The organism is Pseudomonas sp. NPDC089422, from assembly GCF_044749405.1.
Classification (GTDB): domain Bacteria; phylum Pseudomonadota; class Gammaproteobacteria; order Pseudomonadales; family Pseudomonadaceae; genus Aquipseudomonas.
The window spans coordinates 74,613-93,653 of record NZ_JBIVHW010000012.1 but is presented as its reverse complement, the minus strand read 5'-3'; the positions used below and the strand labels follow the sequence as shown (position 1 = coordinate 93,653).

Below are 19,041 nucleotides of genomic sequence, written 5' to 3'. Positions count from 1 at the left end.
CCTCACAACGGGATGTCGGACAACAGGGTGTGATAACGCTGCAGGATCGCCTCGCGTCGCGGGCGGCCATTGGCAGTCAGGGTCTGTTCGCCGGGCGTCAGCGGGCCAGGCAGACGCCGCCAGGCATGTACCCTGGCGTAGTCGGGCAAGGTTGCATTGCTGCGCTGCACGGCCAGCTCGATGGCCTCATCGCTAGTCGCTGGGTCCAGCGGCCAGAGCAAGGCCAGGTTGCCCGGCAGCCCTTCGCCATGCACGAATGCCTGGGCGATCACCCCGCTCTGGGTCAGCTCGGCTTCCACCCATTCCGGGTTGACGTTGCGCCCGAAGCTGGTGATGAACTGGTGTTTCTTGCGCCCATTCAAGTACAGGTAACCGTCGTCATCGAAGTAACCCAGATCACCTGTGGCCCACCAGGCGGACGAGGCGGGTGGCTCGCCCAGGTAGCCAAGCAGCACGGCCCCCATGACCAGTACCTCGCCATCCTCGGCGATGCGCACCTGAACGTGGGGCAGTGGCCGGCCGACGCTGCCACGGCGCATCGCCCCCGGACGGTTGAGCGCCACCACCGACGCACACTCCGACAACCCGTAGCCTTCGAAAACCGGCAACCCGATGGCCTCGGCCCGCGCCAGCAGGGCGGGCGATACCCGTGCCCCGCCGACCGCGACGAAGCGCAATGGGCCAACCTGCATCCAGCCACGCTCGATCGCCGTGACCAGGCCCATCAAAAGCTGCGGCACCAGGATCAGGCTCTGCGCGCCGCTCAAGGCAATAGCCCCGAGCAAGCGCTTGAAATCGACCTGGCTCGCGCCACCCATGCCCAGTTGCGCCTGTGGGTAGAGCATCACGCAGGCCCCTGCCATCAGTGCGGCGTAGACACCGAGATTTTCCAGCAGTACGCCCAGCGGTAGAACGGCCAGGTACCGCTTGGGCTCGGTAGGCCGGCTGGCCAGCTCCAGTTCATGGGCAACGCGCAGCATGGCATCGGCGCCCAGGCATACCCCTTTGGGCGTGCCCGTGCTGCCGGAGGTGTAGGTGACCTTGGCGGTGCCGTCAGGCAGTACCACCGGTGCTGCCAGGTCGCGGGTCCAGAATGCATCCTGCTGCACGAAGCCCAGCTGGCTGAACACGCCCTCCCAGGCATCCTGGCAAAGCACCAGGCTGGCGCCGCACTGTTCAACACAGTGGTGCACCTGCGCCACACTGAAGAACGTTGGCACGATCACGCAGGCTCGCCCCGAGACCAAGGCCGCCAAGTCCCAGAACAGCAGCTCGGGGCCGTTGTCCAGCGCCAGAACCAGCACGCCAGCGCGTTGCTCGCTCAAGGCCTTGGCGCGCAGCCAGACCTCGGCGAGCAATTGCTTGTAGGTGAAGCGCGCATTGGCGCCTTCCACGGCCAGGTCATCGCCCCGCTCACGGCCAAGGGCAAGCAGCAATTGCTTGAAGCGCTCCAGTTCATGCGGCATGACCGGCCTCCTCGTTCAGCGCCGGCAGCCCCAGGCGGCGGAACACACCTGCCGACTCCAGGCGATCGAAGCCGTGGCGGATATCGCCGACGTACACGTGCGGATGCTGATCGTAATAGTGCCCCCAACGCTGCGCCGTTTCGTCCAGGCGGGCGGGATCGGCCTGAGCCACCACGGTCGGCACCAGGCCCAGGCGCTGGAAGCTGTTGATCAGCGTCGACGCACCGGTGAAGGCCACCCAGCGCAGCCCTCGTGTGGCGAGCAGCCAGGTTACCGTCGTGATCATGATCCGGGCGCTGCCGGCGCTGAGCGAGGCCAGGTTGCCCACCTCGACCATGCAATCGCGCCCCAGCGTCACGCCTGCCAGCCGTGAAATCGCACTTTCCACGGGCTCATCCAGATAATGCTCGAGAAACAATGACCCGCTGCTGGCTGGGCGCATTCCGGCTGCCGCCATCAGCCGCCCATGACTGTCCCGCAGGGCCAGTAGCTCCGGCAGGTAATGGTGGACGTCGGCATGGTGCACGTCGGCAAAGCACTGATGAATGAAATGCTCCAGCTCGCCACGCCCCTGATCGCCCTGCAGGTGCAGGGACAAATGGGCATGGTGGTCAGCATGGGTGCCGATGGGTAATGGGAGCAGGCTGCTCCATAGGGTTTGAGTCATGAAGCTCCCCCCGACTGGGTTGGTCAGGGCAAGTATCCACGGTGAATCTGAAGGGAATCTGAAACGGGGTGCAAAGCGGCAGGCCGGCCCAATAGCATGCCCCCGCTAACCGCGACCGCCCACGAACAGGTCGTGCTCGTGGGCGGCTTGGCCCGCGCACCCAACCCAGGCCTGGATTGCACGTCAGCCTGGTCGTGGTCCGCTTTACCCCTGGCGGCTTTTGCGCAACGCTTCCAGGCCATTGAACAACGCCATGCCCGCCAGCATCGCAGCCACGAACAGCCAGCCTTGCCAAAAACCACCGGCCAGCAGCACCAGCGCCGGGCCCGGGCACACCCCGGCAAGCCCCCAGCCGACACCGAAGACCAGGCTGCCACCGATGAGCCGACGGTCAATGTCTCGCCGGGCAGGCAACTGCATCGCACCGCCGAGCAAGGCCACATCGTGCCGACGTGCCCAGGCCATGGGCAGCAGTGCAGCACCGATGGCGCCCACCATGACCAGTGCCAGCGACGCGCCCCACTGCCCGGCGAGGTCGAGAAACCCCAGGACCTTGGCCGGGTTCGCCATGCCGGACAGCAACAACCCCATGCCAAACAGCAACCCCGCGATAAATGCGCTGATCCGGGTCATTTCATGCTCCTGCATAAAGGTGTCGAACCACGAAGACGGTGGCAAAACCGGCCGCCATGAAACACAGCGTTGCCACCGCCGAGCGCGGCGACAACCGCGACAGGCCGCACACACCGTGGCCGCTGGTGCAGCCTGCGCCATAGCGTGTGCCGATGCCCACCAGCAACCCGGCCGCCATGAGCGCCCACGCCGAGACGGTGAAATGCACTGGCGGCATCGTCGAAAACAGCTGCCACAGCAGCGGCGCGACGAGGATCCCCAGCAGGAACGACGCTTTCTCGCCACGCCCTTCTCCGCCACGCTGCAACAACGACCCGATCAGGCCGCTGATACCGGCGATGCGCCCATTGGCCACGGCGAACAGCCCCGCGGCCAGGCCGATCATGACGCCGCCAGCCAGCGCCGACCAAGGGGTAAAATCGTTCATGCTCAACTCCTCAAGGAATACGACGCGTGTGACACGCGCTCAAGGTCAAGGCAAGCGCCCCAGCCTGGCGGACCAGGAACCTGCGCTCACACCGTGCAGGATCACGCTGAGCAGGACGCAGGCAATCGAGGTGGCGATAATGGTGCCACGCTCCTGCAGAGGCGAATCCAGGATCAGCGTGGCGAACACGATCGAGGCCAGCCCGCGCGGCCCGAACCAGCCGATGAACAGACGGCTTTCGGCAGCCAGGGTAGTCCCCGCCAGGCTGACCCACACAGGCAGCATGCGCACCAGCGACAGGCTCAACAACGCATAGAACCATACCGAAGGCGAAAGTATCTGCGAAGCCTTGGGCGCCACGTAGGCGCCAAAAACCACCCAGGTGAGCAGCGACAGCGCTTCGCTGCAAGATTCGCCGGTCTCGAGCAAGGGCCGGGTTTCCTGCCTGAACAGAAAACTGGTCAGCAGCCCTGCGCAGAAGGCAGCGATAAAGCCGCTCCCGCCCATTGCCTGGGCGCTGGCAAAACTCAGCAGTGCCAACGCCGGCATCACCAGTTGTTGCCAGGCATCGATCTGCAGGCAATGCCGTTGCGAAAAACGCAATAACACGCCCACCAACAGGGCCAGCACCGCCCCCGCGAGGGCACCGATACCCAACTCCTCCAGGAAGAAATAACCTGCCAGGGCAAAAGGCAGGGTCGAATGGAGCTCCACCGTCAACGCCAGCAACAGCAGCAGGATTGGCACGCAGATGCCATCATTCAGTCCACTTTCCACGTTCAGGCATTCCCGCACTTCGCAGGGCACTTCCGGGTTGCTGACCACAGCCTTGCCGAGGGCGGCATCCGTGGGCGCCAGGATGGTCGACAACAGCGCCATTTCCAGCCAGGGCATTTGCGGGAACAGCAGCCAGGCAGCCAGGCAACCTGCGATCAAGGTCAGCGGCAGCCCGATCAGCAACAGACGCAGCGGCAGGCCGCGGTGATGGCGCAACTGGCCCGGATCAAGCTTGGCAGCATCGGTGAACAACACGATGGCAAGGGTCAGTTCGGCCAGCAACCGCAGGTCGTGGCGGTCCAGCGCCAGGTTCAGCAAGCCGAGCCCGGACGGTCCGACCAGCAGGCCTGCCATCAGGAACAGCAACGGTCCGTTGACCGGCTTGGATTCAAGCGCGCCGGCCAGGCTGGCGTACAGCACCAGCAAGGCGGCCAGAACAGCCAGATTCTGATACATGGCCACGCCCCTTGAACAACAGCGTATGCACAACCGTTATCACTGCCCGGGCAGTGCAAGCGCAGGCCTGATGGCCAGGACACTGCACGGCGCATGGTTCACCAGTCGTTCGGTGGTATCGCCGATCAGCCTGGCCCAGCCCCTGGGCTGCACCACGCCGACCACCACCACATCGATCTGCAACCTGACGATATGCGACTTGATCACCCGCAATGGCGCGCCCTCACTGAAAAAGCGCTGCGCACGGGGGATGCCATGGGCATCGGCGAGGGCGTCGAACGGTAACTGCAGCGACTCGCGGACCTCGTCGGCCCAGGGGCCGGCCAGGTCAGGATTGGCCGACATGGCGACCGGCAGGTCGTAAGCCGAGAGCATGTGAAGTTGCCCCCGGCATTGAGCCGCCAGTTGCTGCCCCGCCGCGAGCAACTCATGGTTGAGGATGTCCTTCTGCGTCGACGGGCTGGCGACATCCACCGCCACCAGCACGTTGCCAGGCAAAGCCGGAGCGTCAGCCGGCACGAACATCAGCGGGGCCGCGCTTGCATGCAACAGCGCGTGGTCGAGCGAAGTCTGCGCCACCTGGTCGAACAGGGCGCAGCCCGGGGAGTCCTTGACCACCAGGTCAGGTGCGTAACGGGCAATGTAACCTGAGACCAGGTCACGCGGACTGGAGGTCTCCATGGCCTCGAAACCTGGGCGCATGCCAACGGCTGGCTGTTCATCGAGCAACGCCTTGAGCCCTGCGCTGAAGTGCACGAAGGTCGCAGAGGGCAAGGCAGGCTCCTGCAATTCATGGCGCAGCCGCAGCTCGGCAGGTTCGTGGATGCCCAGCACCTGCAAGCGAGCACCTGAGGCCGCAGCCAGTGCCATGGCCCGGGACAGCGCGGCACTGGCCTGGACCTCGGTCATGATCAGCAGGATCCGGCGATACGGGTTCATCGGCCACCTCCCGGCACAGTTGTAGGGTTGCCTGCGACTGTCATTATCGAAGCGTGCGCTGGCCGGTTCTTGATAAAAATCAAGGCCCCGAGGCGCCATCGCGCCACCCTTGGCCTGAACCGGTACGCCGCCATCGAGGCGGCCATCGCTGTGGAGGCCACCATGAACGCCCTGACGCGACTGCTATTGATCTGCCACCCGGACCTGCACCCCTCGCCCGCCCTGGCGCGCGCGCAAGCATTGGCCAAGGCGACGGGCGCCACGTTGCACCTGGTGGTGCTGAGCCAGCTACCTTCACGCCTGGCCACCCTGGACCAGGTGCTGCGCAGCAACGCACGCAAGCAGGACGCCGAACACCGCAAGGCATGGCTGCACGAGCAGGTGAAGACGCTTGGCGAGCAGGGCATCACCGCCTATGCCGAGACGCTTGATGACGAAGACCCGCTCAAAGACCTGATCCGCCTGGCGCAATTGCACCGGGTGGAAATGTTGATCAAGGACATTCGCCACGAAACCCTCGTCAGCCGTGCCCTGCTCACACCACTGGACTGGCAGTTGCTGCGTCGCTGCCCCATCCCTCTGCACCTGGTGGCCCAGGCTGATGCCGCGCTGCCAGCACGGATCCTGGCCGCCGTGGACCTGGTCGAGGATGATCCGGCCATCCGCAAGATCAACGAACGCATCCTGCAAGCCGCGCAACTACTGGCGCACTGTTGCAGGGCGCAATTGCACCTGCTGCAGGCCTGGGAGCCCAGCGCCAGCTTTGTCGCCTATGCCGCCGCCCCCGTCGCCTGGACCGATGAACGGATCGAAGAAATGACCGGCCGGGCGCGCGAGCGCCTGAGCACATTCGCCAGCCACTACGGCATCAAGCCGGATCACCTGCACGTACTGCGCGGCGCGGCTCGCTCCGTTGTCAGTGAATACGCCAACCAGCATGGCTTCGAGGTGGTCGTCATGGGCACGCTGTACCACGACGGGCTGGCCAAGGTGATCGGCAGTACCATCGAACAGAGCCTGTACAAAGTGCATTCCAGCATCCTGGCGATCCACGCATGAAACCTGTACCCCCCTTGGTGTTTGCCTTGCAGGGGAGCCAAGGCTATGGCAACGAAGTAGCGCATCGACTCGGCCAGGTCTTGTCGACCCACGAGGAGCGCGACTACGAGGATGGCGAACACAAGTGCTGGCCGACTGCCGAGGTCGACGGACGGGACACCATCGTGATCCATTCGCTGTACGGTGATACCCGCCACAGTGCCCACGACAAACTGTGCCGGCTGCTGTTTTTCTGCGGGGCGATCAAGGATGCCGGTGCCACCCAGGTCACCGTGGTGACACCCTACCTGTGTTATGGCCGCAAGGACCGCAAGGTGGAATTCCAGGACGCCACCCTCACGCGCCATGTTGCTCGCCTGATGGAAAGCTGCGGCATCGACCGGATCGTGGCGCTGGACGTGCACAACCCCAGTGCGTTCGACAACGCTTACCGGATACCGGCCTGGAACCTGTCGTGTGTACCGCTGTTTGCCCAACGGCTGGCGCCGCTGCTCGGCGAACAGGCGATCACGGTGGTGTCGCCAGACACGGGCGGCATCAAGCGCGCCGAGCAGTTTCGTCAGCGTCTGGCGCACCTGCTGGCCCGCCCGGTTGGCACTGCGCTGATGGAAAAGCACCGCCAGCAGGCGGGGCTCAGCGGGGAGTTGCTGGTGGGCGATGTGGCCGGCTGCGTTGCCGTGCTGTTCGATGACATGATCAGCACCGGGCAGACGCTGCTGCGCGCCGCACAGGCATGCCATCAGGCCGGAGCGCGCCGGCTGTTTGGCGCGGCTACCCACGGGCTTTTCACCACCGGGGGACAGCTGTTCGACAGCGGTCTGTTCGAACGTATCCTGGTCGCCGACAGTATTGCCCCGTTTCGCGTACCTGAGCACTGCCGGGACCTGCTGGAGATCGTCGACACCAGCGCCCTGGTCGCCGAACGCCTGGCCAGCGGCCGCAAGCCCGTTGCCTGAGCCGGGCGCATTGCTCAACGCCTGTCCAGATAGCGGTACAACGCCTCTTCCTGGTCGAAATGCAGTTTCGCCAGGGTGTCCAGGCGAATGAGCTGATGCTGGATGTCATCGGCGCTCGGGCAGGCTGAACCGTTGGCGAAATCCTGACTCATGCGCGTCAGCAGCTGGATCAGCCGGAACATTTCCCGATGGGTATGGCTCAGCGCCGAAAGGGGATCCTCGCCGCCCATGTAACGGCTCAACAGCGGGTACAAACGGCGTTCGTCATCACGCTCGTGCCGCTCCAGCAGGTCATGCAACAGCGCAATGAAGCGATTCAGGTCCGTTCGCGCCTGGTCGACGGGCCGCGTGGAAAAATCCCGCGCCATCTGGCTCAGCTCGGCCAACAGGCCGTCGAGTTGCCGGTGTTCGTCCTGCATGCTCTGCAGATTCGCGACCGGCAGGCCATCATGGCCGTCCCCCGTCAGGGGGCCCAGGGCTCGCAGGGCGTTGACGATGATCAGCAGGTCGATGCCTTCCTGCAGCACGGCACCCGTCATCGCTGGCAAATAGCCTGCGGCGGCGACCAGCATGGCCAGCAACGACAGGCTCATGCCCACCCATACCCCCTGACGGGCGATGCCCACGGCATGCCGGGCGATGTCCAGCGCCTCGATCAACCGGTCCAGCCGGTCCACCAGCAAGACCACCCCGGCGGCCTGCGCCGAGGCGGTCACGCCGGAGGCGCCCATGGCAACGCCGACATCGGCAGCCGCCAGAGCCGGCGCGTCATTGATGCCATCCCCGACCATCACGGTGGGGCCGGCGCGGCAGCCCTCTTGTACCAGGCGGACCTTGTCCTCGGGGGAGAGCTCGCAACGAAGCTCATCGATGCCCGCCGTCAACGCGATGCTTTCGGCCGTTTGCGGTCGGTCGCCGGTGAGCATGACCACCTTGTCGATGCCCCGCGCCCGCAGCCGACGCAGGGTCTGAGGCGTCTCGCAACGCACAGCATCGGCCAGGCGCAACACGGCTTTCAATTCACCGTCCACGGCCACGAAACTGCCGCTGCAGGCCAGATAGTCCAGTTGCTGCAAGTGCGCCTGGGCCCACGGGTCGGAAGCGTCACCGGGCTGCACGTAGGCCAGCGCACCCAGGCGCACCGCTTTGCCCTGGACATGGCCGGCAAGCCCTTGGCCTGGGCTTTCCTCTACCTGCTCCGGCGCGTCCAGCGTCAACGCCAGCGCGTGGGCAGCGTCGACGATGGCCATGGCGATCGGATGCGCGGACGCCTGGGCCAACGACGCGGCCAGTTGCAGCATCCGCAGTGGCCTGCCCTCCCCTTTGAGTTCGATGGATTGCAGCTGGGCATGGCCGCTGGTCAAAGTGCCGGTCTTGTCGAGAAACACCTGGCGGACCCCGGCAAGCGCTTCCAGCACCTCACCGTCACGCACGAGGATGTTGCGTCGCGCCGCTCGCGAGATGCCCGACAGGATAGCGATTGGCACCGCCAGTATCAGTGGGCACGGCGTAGCGACCACCAGCACCGCCAGCACGCGTTGTACGTCGCCGCTGATCCACCAGGCCAGGCCAGCGACCAGCAACGTCAGCGGAATGAACGCCAACGCATAGCGATCGGCCAGGCGCATGAACGGTGCGCGCGACTGCCGCGCCGTTTCGGCCAGCCGCACGATGCCGGCATAGGTGCTTTGTGCCGCAGCGTGCGTGGCCTGCAGCAACAATGGCGCGCCGGCATTGGTCACCCCGCTGGCTACCGGTTCACCCGCATGGCGGGTGACTGGCAACGACTCCCCGGTCAGCGCTGCTTCGTCCAGGGTCGCCTGGGCACTGAGCAGCCGCCCGTCCACCGGCACGATCTCACCCAGGCGCACCAGTACGGTCTGACCAGGCCTGACCTGCTCCACCGCCACCTCACACAGCCCGTCCTGCTCCTGGACCCACGCGCGCTGTGGCGCACGGTCGATCAGCGCGCGCAGTTCCCGCTCGGCATGGCGCAGGCTGAAGCTTTCCAGCGCACGGCCAGTAGCCAGCATCAGCGCGACCACAGCCGCCACCAGCATCTGCTCCAGGGCCAATGCCGCGCCTATCGACAGCAGCGCGATCAGATCGATGCCCGCCTCGCCCCTGACCAGGCGCCTGGCCATTTCCACCGCCAGCACCACGGCCATCACGGCACTGCCAGCCGCCCAGGTCAGCGCTGCCACACCCGGGCGCTGCGCCACATAGGCCAGGCCGCCACTGAGCAAGCTCAGCACGCAGACCAGCAACAGGACAGGGTCGAGCCATCGGCGTGACATGGTGGCTACTTGCGCCTGGCCTGCTGCAGCTTCAGTTGCTGCACCTGCTCCTCAGCCTGGGTCGCCCGGCGCAGGGCCTCGTTGGCGGTCTGCTCGACCAGGTCGATGCGGTAGCACACCTGGTCGGCGCGCAAGCGGGCGGTGGCAGCGTTGTTCTCTGCCGACTCCAGGCGCGCGTCGTATTCCGCAGTGCGCCATGGGCTGCAGCCTGAAGCGCTTACCAGTAGCAGGCTCGCCCACCCCAACAGCAGATAGCGTTGCATGTGGATACCCTCGTGGGTGCCAAGACACCCCGAGTATCGGTAGCGCCACCCGCAGCGGCCTGACATTTGTCAACCGCGCAGCGTCTGTTCGCCGAGTTTGACCTTTATCAATCGCCGCGCCCGGTGCAGGGGTAGAAACAAGGACGCAGGGCACGCCTGCCCCCCTCTCGATCTGCAAACGGAGCCCATCATGAACGACGTCGATCTGCGAGACCTTGTGCTCGAAGAGCTGGAATTCAAACCCGATATCAATGCCGCCAGCATCGGCGTGACGGTGCAGGACGGTGTGGTCACCCTGTCCGGGCACGTCAACAGCTACGCCCAGAAGGTCAGTGCCGAGCGCACGGTCAAAGCCATGAAAGGCGTGCGCGGCCTGGCCGAAGAGATCGAGGTGCGGCTGAACAGGCTTGAAGGGACGGCGGATGACACGATTGCCAGCCGCGCCTTGAAAATCATCGCCTGGAGCTCGGATGCCAACGTCGAGGGCATCAAGGTCACCGTCCAGAAAGGGCACGTGACCCTGGAGGGCCAGCTCGATTGGCAATACCAGAAGGAAGTGATCGAACAGGCGGTCTGGCGCCTGTCGGGTGTGGTCGGGGTGCAAAACCGCATCACCCTCAAGGCCCGCGCCGATGCCGTCGACATCAAGCGCCATATCGAAGATGCCCTCAAGCGCAGCGCTGAAATCCAGGCTGAAGGCATCCGCGTCACGGTCAATGGTGGCGTCGTCAAACTCGAAGGCAAGGTTCACTTGCTGCGCGAGCGCGAAGTCGTCGAGCGGGCGGCCTGGTCAGTGCCAGGCGTGAGCAAGGTCGAAGACTACCTGTTGATCGCCTAGCCCGCGCAAACAGAAGGAGGGATGGCCATGAACAACGATCAGCCGTGGAAGCTGTATTTCCTGGCAGTCGGGCTGGCCGTGCTGGCGGCCGTGCAGTTTGGCCTGTTCAGCCAGCCGGCCGTGCAGGCCATCCCTTACAGCCAGTTCCTGCAGTTGCTGGAGCAGCAGAAGGTCAGCGACCTGCATGTCGAACGCGAGCGCATCCTCGGCCGGTTGCAAGAGCCCATCGATGGACACACGGTGTTCTCCACGGTACGTGTCGACCCGGCACTGAGCGAGCAACTGGGGCGCTCGGGCGTGGCATTCAGTGGTGTCGTCGAGGACAGCACCCTGGCGACCGTGGTCGGCTGGTTCATGCCGCTGCTGATGATGCTGGTGCTGTGGTACTTCCTCTTTCACGGCCTGGGGCAGAAACAGGGCCTGGGCGGGTTGATGGGCGTGGGCAAGTCGCGAGCGCGGGTTTACGTCGAGAAAGACATCAAGGTCACCTTCGCCGATGTCGCGGGCATCGATGACGTCAAGGATGAACTGACGGAAATCGTCGCTTTTCTCAAGAACAAAGCCTGGTACGCACGCCTGGGTGCCCATGTGCCCAAAGGCACGTTGCTGGTCGGCCCGCCCGGCACCGGCAAGACCTTGGTCGCCAAGGCCATTGCCGGGGAAGCGGCAGTGCCGTTCTTCTCGATCTCAGGCTCGGAGTTCGTCGAGATGTTCGTCGGCGTGGGCGCTGCGCGGGTGCGTGACCTGTTCGAGCAGGCCCGCCAGGCGGCGCCTTGCATCATCTTCATCGATGAGCTGGATGCCCTGGGCAAGATGCGTGGCATCGGCAGCTTTGGCGGCAATGACGAGAAAGAACAGACCCTCAATCAACTGCTGGCCGAACTGGACGGCTTCGACCCGCGCGAAGGCGTGGTACTGCTGGCCGCAACCAACCGGCCCGAAGTGCTGGACCCGGCACTGCTGCGCGCCGGGCGCTTCGACCGGCAGATCCTCATCGATCGGCCCGACCGCAAGGGCCGCCTGGCGATCCTGAAAGTGCATCTGCACAAGATCATCTACAAGAACGACCTCGATTGCGAGCGGATTGCCGAACTCACCCCGGGCCTGACCGGTGCCGACCTGGCCAACCTGGTCAATGAAGCCGCCATCGTCGCCACCCGGCGGGCCAGCCAGTGGGTCGAGCTGAAGGACTTCACGGCAGCGATCGAACGGCTGATGGCCGGTGTCGAGCGCAAAGGCAGCGTGCTGCGCAGCGACGAGCGGCAGGTGGTGGCGTACCACGAAATGGGCCATGCCCTGGCCGCCAGCAGCCTGCCGGCGATGGACCCGGTACACAAGGTGTCGATCATTCCCCGCGCCGCCGGCTCGCTGGGCTACACCCTGCAACGGCCGACCGATGATCGCTACCTGATCAGCACGCAGATGCTGCGCGACCGGCTCGTCGTGCTGATGGCCGGGCGCGCCGCCGAAAACCTGGCGTTCGGCCAGATTTCCACGGGCGCCGCCGATGATCTGGGGCGCGCCACCGACATCGCCCGACAGCTGATCACCCGCTTCGGCATGAGCCCCGCGCTGGGCCAGGCGGTGCTGGAGCGCCAGCAGGCCAGTTACCTCGGTGACGCGCTCCTGCACCAGGAGCGCAAGGACTATTCGGAGCAGACCGCCCGCGAGATCGACCTCGGCATCCGTGAATTGCTGGAAGAGGCCTACGGCCGCGCCCGCACCTTGCTCGAGCAGCGGCGCACGGACCTGGACGCCGGTGCGCGTCTGTTGCTGGCCAAGGAAACCATCACCCCGGAAGAGTTCCCGGCGTTGCTTCCGCAGGTCCGTGACCCCGCCACCTATACCTTGATCGTCAGCCAGCAGTGACCCTGCAACCCCTTCCCGAGTAACGAAGCTGCTGGCCATCCGCTGCGGCGATGGCCTGCTGCCGTTGCTGGAGGCGTTGGAGCCTCGCCGCGCTCAAGTGGGCTCCTCCAGGTGGCTGAGGTTGAGCAAACCCTGGGTATCGACAAGCCTGACTTCGCGACCGGCGCATTGCAGGAAACCGTTGTGGATGAAACGGCTGAACAGCCGGCTGACGGTTTCCAGGGTGAGGTCCAGGTAATTGGCGATATCGCCCCGGGACATGGGCAGGTTGAACAGATCGGCGCGCAACCCTCGCGCCTGGTAGCGCGCCGACATGCCCAGCAGGAAGATCGACAGACGTTGTTCGGCACGCCCATGGCAGCAGCGCAAGTGCATGTCCGACCAAGGGTCGCAGACCTGTCCGTTTGGCGCGCATCATTTACTGTTTGCACTGCTGCCTTCCTCGGGTACCAGGTCGAACTGCGCAAGGCAGCGCTGCTCATCAGCGGAGGTCAGCGCCCGCAGGCCACTCGCTTCCTGCATCGGCGTCTGGAACAACGCCAGGCGGATCACCCCGTTGCGCGCCAGGAAGGTTTGCGCCAGGCAGGTGCACACGGGCTTGCCGACCAACGCTGCAAGCTGCTCATTTTCAGGCACCTGCACCTGTGCCTGCAGGTTGGCCGAGCAGTTTTCCACGATCTGCGCCACGGAGCGCCCGGCCAGCCATACGGTGGCACCGCCCAGTACCGCCAGGAGCAACAGCACGCCCATCAGCACGTTCGATTCCCGGGTGATCGAACGCAGCACTGCCAGCCTGGCCTGCCAGCCCGTCTCCTGGCCATTGAAAATGGCTTTGCCGACCGTGCGTTTCACGCCGCGCTGCACGGCCCAGCCCAGCGCCACACTCAATGCCAGCAAGCTCAGGAGCACGGCCGGATCACGCATGGGCATGCGCCAGCTCGGGCTCACGGCGCGGTAGACAGACGCCGCGACGAGTAACGCGACGATGGCCACGATCCAACCCAGGCTGCCCCTGGGCCGGTGCATCCAGGAACGTAGTTTCGCTCGTGCTTGCGTGTTCATGACTACCTCCCGCGCCGGATTCAGCGCACAGGGTCGATGGCAACGGTTTCCTGATATTCCGGCACGCACACCTGCCAGCCCAGTTCCAGGCTGATGCGCCGTCGCAAGGTATCGGCGGCGTGTGGCTCGCCATGGATGACGTAGGTCTGCCGCGGTGGCCGGGTGAAACCGCGCAACCACTCCATGATCTCGTCGGCGTCGGCGTGGGCGGAGAGGTTTTCCATGGCATGTACCTGCGCCCGGATGGGCACGTCTTCGCCCTGCAGGCGGACGCTGTGGGCGCCAGCGACGATATCGGCGCCGCGCGTGCCTCCCGCCTGAAAACCGGAGAACAGGATGCTGTTGCGCGGATTGGGGGCCAGCGCCTTCAGGTGGTGCAGCACCCGGCCACCGGTGGCCATGCCACTGGCGGCAATGATCACCGACGGCTCGCGCAGCTGGTCAAGGTGGCGGGACTCATCGACCGTGCGGATGATCCGTGTGCCCTTGCACATCGCGGCGCACTCCGCCGCCGGTAGCCGATGTTGGTTGCGAAACTGCTGATACAGGGCGGTGGCATCGGTGGCCATCGGGCTGTTCAGGTACACCGGGATATCCGGGATCAGCCGGTCACGCTTGAGCTTGTAGAGGTAATACATCAGCAGCTGGGCGCGCCCGACAGCGAATGAAGGCACCAGGACGATGCCATGGCGCAGGAGGGTCTGGTTGATGACCTGGGCCAGATACTGCTCGGTCGATTCTGCCGGGTGCTGGCGATCACCATAGGTGGACTCCACCAGCAGCACATCCGCCGTGCGGATCAGCTCCGGTGCCCGCATGATCGGGTCTTGCGGCCTGCCCAGGTCACCCGAGAAGACCAAGGTCTGGCCCTCGGCACTGATCTGTACCGTCGCCGCGCCCAGGATATGGCCAGCCGTGCGCAGCAGCAGGTCCATGCCTTCGGCAATCGGCGTTGCCTGATGCAGCTCCACCGGGCGCAACAGGGCCAGCGCCTGCTTCGCATCCTGCTCGGTATAGAGCGGCCGCGCCGGGGTGTGCTTGGAATAGCCGTGGCGATTGGCATGTTCGGCCTGCTCTTCCTGCAGCCGCGCGCTGTCGAGCAGGAGCACTTCAGCCAGGGCGCAGGTTGCCGGGGTGGCATAGATCGGTCCGCTATAGCCTTCCCTGGCCAATACTGGCAGGTAGCCGCTATGGTCGAGATGGGCGTGGGTCAGCACGACCGCATCCAGCGCCCGCAGTGCCGCAGGCAAGGGTTCCCAGTTGCGCAGGCGCAATTGCTTGTAGCCCTGGAACAGCCCACAGTCCACCAGTATCCGCGTGCTGTCGCGGGTCAACAGGAATTTGCTGCCGGTCACCGTCCCGGTGCCGCCGAGAAAGGTCAGTTGCATGGCCAAGGCTCCTGGGTTTCGAACACATGGGGATGAACCGCGAGCACGCTGCATGGCGGGTGCCCGACGATGCGTTCAGTGGTGTCGCCCAGCAGCTTGTCCAGCCCTTTGGGCTGCACCACGCCCATCACCACGGCGTCGACTTCCAGGGCCACGACCTGTTCGCGAATGACCTGCACCGGGCCGCCCTCCATGAAGTGTCGGCGGTCAAGCGCCACCCCTTCGGCCTCGGCCAAGGCGTTGAAGGGCTCCTGCAGCGCCGCGCGCATCTCGTCGATCCACGCCTGGGTGACGTTCATGTCCGCGGCGAACACCCCGGCCAGGTTGTAGGCCGACAGCAGATGCAACGCGGCATCGCACTGCAGTGCCAGCGCCTGGCCGACGCGAATCAGCCCTCGATTGAACCGTTCCTGAACCTCTGGCGTCTCGCTGAAACAGGTATCCACGGCAACCAGAACGCGCCGAGGCAATGAAACGGCCGCTTTCGGCACGAACAGGGTAAGCCCCTTGAAACCGCGCATCAGCGCACTGTCCAGCGGGGTACCGAACAGCCGCGCCAGGGCCGACGCGGATTCGCTGTCCTTGATCACCAGGTCTGGCTGCAGTTCGCTGATGTAGTCGATGGCCTCGCTGCGGATATCGTCGGCGGCCAGGCTGTCGACCGTCAGTGTCACACCGCTGCCTCGGTGGCGTTCGACCAGCGCCCGCAATTGCACGCTGTAGTGGTCGTACTGGCGTTTGATATCAGCCTCGTTCAGGCGCTCTTCGCGCAGCAGGTGCTCCTCGCTCGGTTCGAACAACCCCAGCACATGCACGCTGGCGCCGCTGACATGCGCCAGCGCCAGCCCCCTGCGCAGCGCGGCTGAATGGGGATCGACTTCGGTAAGCAGCACCAGCAATTGTCGAAACTGACCCATGATGAACCTCCAGGCTTGCGCGACTGGGATGTGATGAGGGGATTTTCCGAGCGCTGGCGCGCTGGCGTTTGATGCAGATCAGAAACAGGTGATCCGGCCCGAACTTGACGATTGTCAGAACCGCGGCGGCGCGCCACGTTACAACGGCTTCAGGCATCTATACGGGTAACGGGAGGCACCATGAACACGCAGCAGACTGAAGAGCCGGACGCCTGCGAGCACTGGGTCGAAAAGCTTCATGACGGTACGCCCGTGCTGATCCGCCCGCTGCGCGAGGAGGATCACGACCGCGACAGGCGTTTTCTCAGCTCGATCGCCTACGAGGCTCGGCGCTTCCGCTTCATCGCTGGGCTCAGTGGCGGCCTGCCCAGCCTGGACCCGCAAGGGATGCCGGTCGACTATCACCAGCGCATGGCCTACATCGCGCTGGCTCACGTCGACGGCTGCTTGCAGCAGATTGGCGTCAGCCGTTACGCCGGCATACCGGGCAGCCCGCGCTGCGAGTGTGCGGTAGCGGTGCATGAGGACTGGCAGCGCAAAGGCCTGGGTACGCACTTGCTGCGGCACCTGATCGACGCGGCGCGGCGCAGTGGCTATGAGTGCATGACTTCCAGGGACCTGGCGAACAATTACGCCATGCACCGGCTGACCAAGGCGCTGGGGTTCAGCTCACGCTACCTGGGCGGCGATGTCAGCGAGATTCTCCACGAACTGGACCTGCGGGCCTGAAAACAAGGCCCTTGCGGGCCTTGTACCTCACCCCTGGGAATGCTCGGGGGAAATCACCAGCACACTGCTGGACAAGCGATGCAACACCCGCTCGGCAGTACTGCCGATGAACCAGCCGACGCCATGGTGGTGATAACTGCCCATGACCAGCACGTCGATATCATTGTTGTCCATGAACACGGCCAGGACCTTGGCCGGGTCGCCGATGCGCATGTGGCGGTGCTCGACGGCAATGCCATTGCGCTCGGCAAGGGCCTGAAAGGCGTCGCTCTGGGCTTCGTGTAGCGTCCGGGCGAGGTTGGAATCGAACAGGAACGAATGCTCCCGGCTGCCGCCGGCGTCCAGGTACATGGAACTGAGGTCGTAGGCATACAGCAATTCGATCTGCGCGCTACACTGCAGCGCCAGTTTCAGCGCCTCGCTGATGATCTGGTCATTGAAGCCTTCGAACTGATCCTCGGGCCGGGACAGGTCCACGGCCGCCAGGATCCTGCGCGGTAACGCATGGCTGGCCTTGTGCACCAGATGCAACGGGATGCGGGTTTCGCGCAGCAGCTGGATATCCAGCGAGGTGAACATGGCACGCGCCCACCAGGGCTCATGCTCGAACGCCTTGATCAGAAGGGCGAACGGCTGTTCACGCAGGTGCACCAGGATCTCGTTCAAGGGGTGCTGCACCCACACCACTTCAGTGGTGACTGTGACACCGTTGCGCCGCATCGGCTGCGCCTGGTTTTCCAGCCACTCCCGGTGTTGCTGCACGTAGCCTTCGCGCATCACTGCCAGCGCCTGGTCATTGACCAGGCCCGCCGTGGCAAGCCCTTCCACATAATCGAACGCCACGATGTGCAGCGCCATGCCCTTGGCCTTGGCCAAGGCTGCGGCTCGGTCGTAGACGGGGGTTCGGCGCATCAGCGGCGATGCGATCAACAGCAGTCTTTGCGGGGTTTCCATGGCACACCTCTGCGGTTGCGATACGTACCCGAAGCATCGTTTACCCGTGCCTTGCAGACTTGACGTTTGTCAACTGACGCTCCACGGACCAACGGTATTTCCCGCAGCACGCAAACTTGACGAGGATCAACGTATCGCCGATTGCCGGGCGCACGATACCCCCGTATCAACAACAATCTCCGGCCCCGGAGGCGTGCCATGGCGCTCATGAAAGCAGCAGTGTTCGTCGACAGGAACCGTATCGTGCTGGACGAAAAACCCGTACCCGATATCGGCCCCCTGGACGCCTTGCTGCGCATCACCACCACCACGATCTGTGGCACCGACGTGCACATCCTGCGCGGCGAGTACCCGGTGGCCAAGGGGCTGACCGTCGGCCACGAGCCGGTGGGCGTGATCGAAAAGCTCGGCTCGCAGGTGCAGGGGTTCCATGAAGGCCAGCGGGTCATCGCCGGCGCCATCACCCCCAGCGGCCACAGCAACGCCTGCCTGTGTGGCTGCAGCTCGCAGGACGGCGCCGGCACCGCCCATGGTTTCAAGGCCATCGGCGGCTGGAAGTTCGGCAATATCATCGATGGATGCCAGGCCGAATACGTGCGTGTGCCGGACGCCATGGCCAACCTCTCGCCCATTCCCGATCAGCTGAGCGACGAGCAGGTACTGATGTGCCCGGACATCATGTCCACCGGTTTTTCCGGGGCCGAACGCGGTGGCGTGACCCTGGGCGACACCGTGGCCGTGTTCGCCCTGGGGCCGATCGGCCTGTGCGCGGTAGCCGGGGCCCGGTTGCTCGGCGCGACCACCATCATTGGCGTCGATACCGTGCCCGAGCGGATCAACGTCGCTCGCCGCATGGGCGCCGATCACATCGTCGATTTCAGGCAGGGCAACGTGGTCGAGCAGATCATGGCGCTCACCGGCGGGCGCGGCGTGGATGTGGCCATCGAAGCACTGGGCACGCAAGCCACCTTCGAGGCAGCGCTGCGGGTGCTGCGGCCGGGCGGCACGTTGTCCAGCCTGGGCGTGTACAGCGCCGACCTGCACATACCATTGGGCCCGTTCGCCGCGGGCCTGGGTGATTACCGCATCATCACGACCTTGTGCCCCGGTGGCAAGGAACGCATGCGTCGGTTGATGGCGGTAGTCGCCAGCGGCCGGGTCGACGTTTCACCGTTGGTCACGCACCGCATGCGCCTCGATGACATCGAAGCCGCCTACGAACTGTTTGCCCACCAGCGCGATGGCGTGATGAAAGTGGCGATTACGCCTTGACCCTCGCGCGCTGGAGGCAGGGACGCCTTTGTTTGCATTGTTCAGCAGTTTTCTTGCCCATGCATGCTCCGG

The 19,041-nt window shown here is 64.9% G+C and carries 18 protein-coding genes and 1 pseudogene; 6 read left to right on the top strand and 13 right to left on the bottom strand.

What is annotated here, in order from left to right; translation table 11 throughout:
* Positions 1-2 precede the first annotated feature (2 nt).
* The 6 genes from ACIPZ8_RS21670 to ACIPZ8_RS21645 all read right to left on the bottom strand — a co-directional run bounded on the left by ACIPZ8_RS21670 (position 3) and on the right by ACIPZ8_RS21645 (position 5,365).
* On the bottom strand, positions 3-1,466 hold the full coding sequence (locus ACIPZ8_RS21670; protein WP_400727310.1) for an AMP-binding protein: 1,464 nt from the start codon (positions 1,464-1,466) through the stop codon (positions 3-5).
* Positions 1,456-2,133, bottom strand: a complete 678-nt coding sequence (locus ACIPZ8_RS21665; protein WP_400727307.1) for a thermostable hemolysin — start codon at positions 2,131-2,133, stop codon at positions 1,456-1,458. The genes ACIPZ8_RS21670 and ACIPZ8_RS21665 overlap by 11 nt, the downstream gene beginning before the upstream one ends.
* Positions 2,134-2,337: 204 nt before the next feature.
* Positions 2,338-2,766 (bottom strand): DUF6691 family protein, encoded by a 429-nt coding sequence (locus ACIPZ8_RS21660; RefSeq protein ID WP_400727304.1) that lies wholly within the window; start codon positions 2,764-2,766, stop codon positions 2,338-2,340.
* A 1-nt stretch (position 2,767) separates the two neighbouring features.
* Positions 2,768-3,193 carry a YeeE/YedE family protein gene (locus ACIPZ8_RS21655; RefSeq protein ID WP_400727301.1) on the bottom strand — a complete coding sequence of 142 codons (426 nt, stop codon included), beginning with the start codon at positions 3,191-3,193 and terminating at the stop codon, positions 2,768-2,770.
* Positions 3,194-3,238: 45 nt separating this feature from the next.
* Entirely contained in the window at positions 3,239-4,426 is a 1,188-nt protein-coding gene (locus ACIPZ8_RS21650; protein ID WP_400727298.1) for a cation:proton antiporter, read from the bottom strand.
* A 39-nt stretch (positions 4,427-4,465) separates the two neighbouring features.
* The gene (locus tag ACIPZ8_RS21645; RefSeq protein ID WP_400727294.1) at positions 4,466-5,365 is read right to left on the bottom strand and encodes a universal stress protein; all 900 of its coding nucleotides are present in this window, start codon (positions 5,363-5,365) and stop codon (positions 4,466-4,468) included.
* A 162-nt stretch (positions 5,366-5,527) separates the two neighbouring features.
* Here ACIPZ8_RS21645 and ACIPZ8_RS21640 point away from each other — a divergent pair, with 162 nt between their 5' ends.
* Positions 5,528-6,424 (top strand): universal stress protein, encoded by an 897-nt coding sequence (locus ACIPZ8_RS21640; protein ID WP_400727291.1) that lies wholly within the window; start codon positions 5,528-5,530, stop codon positions 6,422-6,424.
* The gene (locus tag ACIPZ8_RS21635; protein WP_400727288.1) at positions 6,421-7,380 is read left to right on the top strand and encodes a ribose-phosphate diphosphokinase; all 960 of its coding nucleotides are present in this window, start codon (positions 6,421-6,423) and stop codon (positions 7,378-7,380) included. The genes ACIPZ8_RS21640 and ACIPZ8_RS21635 overlap by 4 nt, the downstream gene beginning before the upstream one ends.
* 14 nt (positions 7,381-7,394) lie before the next feature.
* Here the strand turns inward: ACIPZ8_RS21635 and ACIPZ8_RS21630 are convergent, their stop codons facing one another.
* Positions 7,395-9,677 carry a heavy metal translocating P-type ATPase gene (locus tag ACIPZ8_RS21630; protein WP_400727285.1) on the bottom strand — a complete coding sequence of 761 codons (2,283 nt, stop codon included), beginning with the start codon at positions 9,675-9,677 and terminating at the stop codon, positions 7,395-7,397.
* A gap of 5 nt (positions 9,678-9,682) precedes the next feature.
* Complete coding sequence (locus ACIPZ8_RS21625) at positions 9,683-9,940, bottom strand: outer membrane lipoprotein OprI (RefSeq protein ID WP_400727282.1); 258 nt, start codon at positions 9,938-9,940, stop codon at positions 9,683-9,685.
* A gap of 190 nt (positions 9,941-10,130) precedes the next feature.
* Between ACIPZ8_RS21625 and ACIPZ8_RS21620 the strand changes: the two genes are divergently transcribed.
* Both ACIPZ8_RS21620 and ftsH read left to right on the top strand, forming a co-directional pair.
* Positions 10,131-10,778: a BON domain-containing protein gene (locus tag ACIPZ8_RS21620; protein WP_400727280.1), complete on the top strand. Its 648-nt coding sequence runs from the start codon at positions 10,131-10,133 to the stop codon at positions 10,776-10,778.
* Positions 10,779-10,805: 27 nt separating this feature from the next.
* Positions 10,806-12,647 (top strand): ATP-dependent zinc metalloprotease FtsH, encoded by a 1,842-nt coding sequence (ftsH, locus tag ACIPZ8_RS21615; RefSeq protein WP_400727277.1) that lies wholly within the window; start codon positions 10,806-10,808, stop codon positions 12,645-12,647.
* Positions 12,648-12,740: 93 nt separating this feature from the next.
* Here ftsH and ACIPZ8_RS21610 read toward each other — a convergent pair.
* The 4 genes and pseudogenes from ACIPZ8_RS21610 to ACIPZ8_RS21595 all read right to left on the bottom strand — a co-directional run.
* Positions 12,741-13,025 (bottom strand): annotated as a pseudogene (locus tag ACIPZ8_RS21610) (helix-turn-helix domain-containing protein); the annotation flags it as partial.
* A gap of 36 nt (positions 13,026-13,061) precedes the next feature.
* Entirely contained in the window at positions 13,062-13,673 is a 612-nt protein-coding gene (locus ACIPZ8_RS21605; protein ID WP_400727622.1) for a hypothetical protein, read from the bottom strand.
* A gap of 56 nt (positions 13,674-13,729) precedes the next feature.
* A complete protein-coding gene (locus tag ACIPZ8_RS21600; protein WP_400727274.1) occupies positions 13,730-15,097 on the bottom strand; it encodes an MBL fold metallo-hydrolase RNA specificity domain-containing protein in 1,368 nt (455 codons plus the stop codon).
* A complete protein-coding gene (locus ACIPZ8_RS21595) occupies positions 15,088-16,014 on the bottom strand; it encodes a universal stress protein (RefSeq protein WP_400727271.1) in 927 nt (308 codons plus the stop codon). Before ACIPZ8_RS21595 ends, ACIPZ8_RS21600 begins: the two co-directional genes overlap by 10 nt.
* A 180-nt stretch (positions 16,015-16,194) precedes the next feature.
* On the opposite strand from ACIPZ8_RS21595, the gene ACIPZ8_RS21590 reads away from it, so the two are divergent.
* Entirely contained in the window at positions 16,195-16,743 is a 549-nt protein-coding gene (locus ACIPZ8_RS21590) for a GNAT family N-acetyltransferase (RefSeq protein WP_400727268.1), read from the top strand.
* Positions 16,744-16,770: 27 nt separating this feature from the next.
* Here the strand turns inward: ACIPZ8_RS21590 and ACIPZ8_RS21585 are convergent, their stop codons facing one another.
* On the bottom strand, positions 16,771-17,697 hold the full coding sequence (locus ACIPZ8_RS21585) for a universal stress protein (RefSeq protein WP_400727265.1): 927 nt from the start codon (positions 17,695-17,697) through the stop codon (positions 16,771-16,773).
* Positions 17,698-17,895: 198 nt separating this feature from the next.
* Here ACIPZ8_RS21585 and ACIPZ8_RS21580 point away from each other — a divergent pair, with 198 nt between their 5' ends.
* Positions 17,896-18,969: an NAD(P)-dependent alcohol dehydrogenase gene (locus ACIPZ8_RS21580; RefSeq protein ID WP_400727262.1), complete on the top strand. Its 1,074-nt coding sequence runs from the start codon at positions 17,896-17,898 to the stop codon at positions 18,967-18,969.
* The last annotated feature ends 72 nt before the right edge of the window (positions 18,970-19,041 follow it).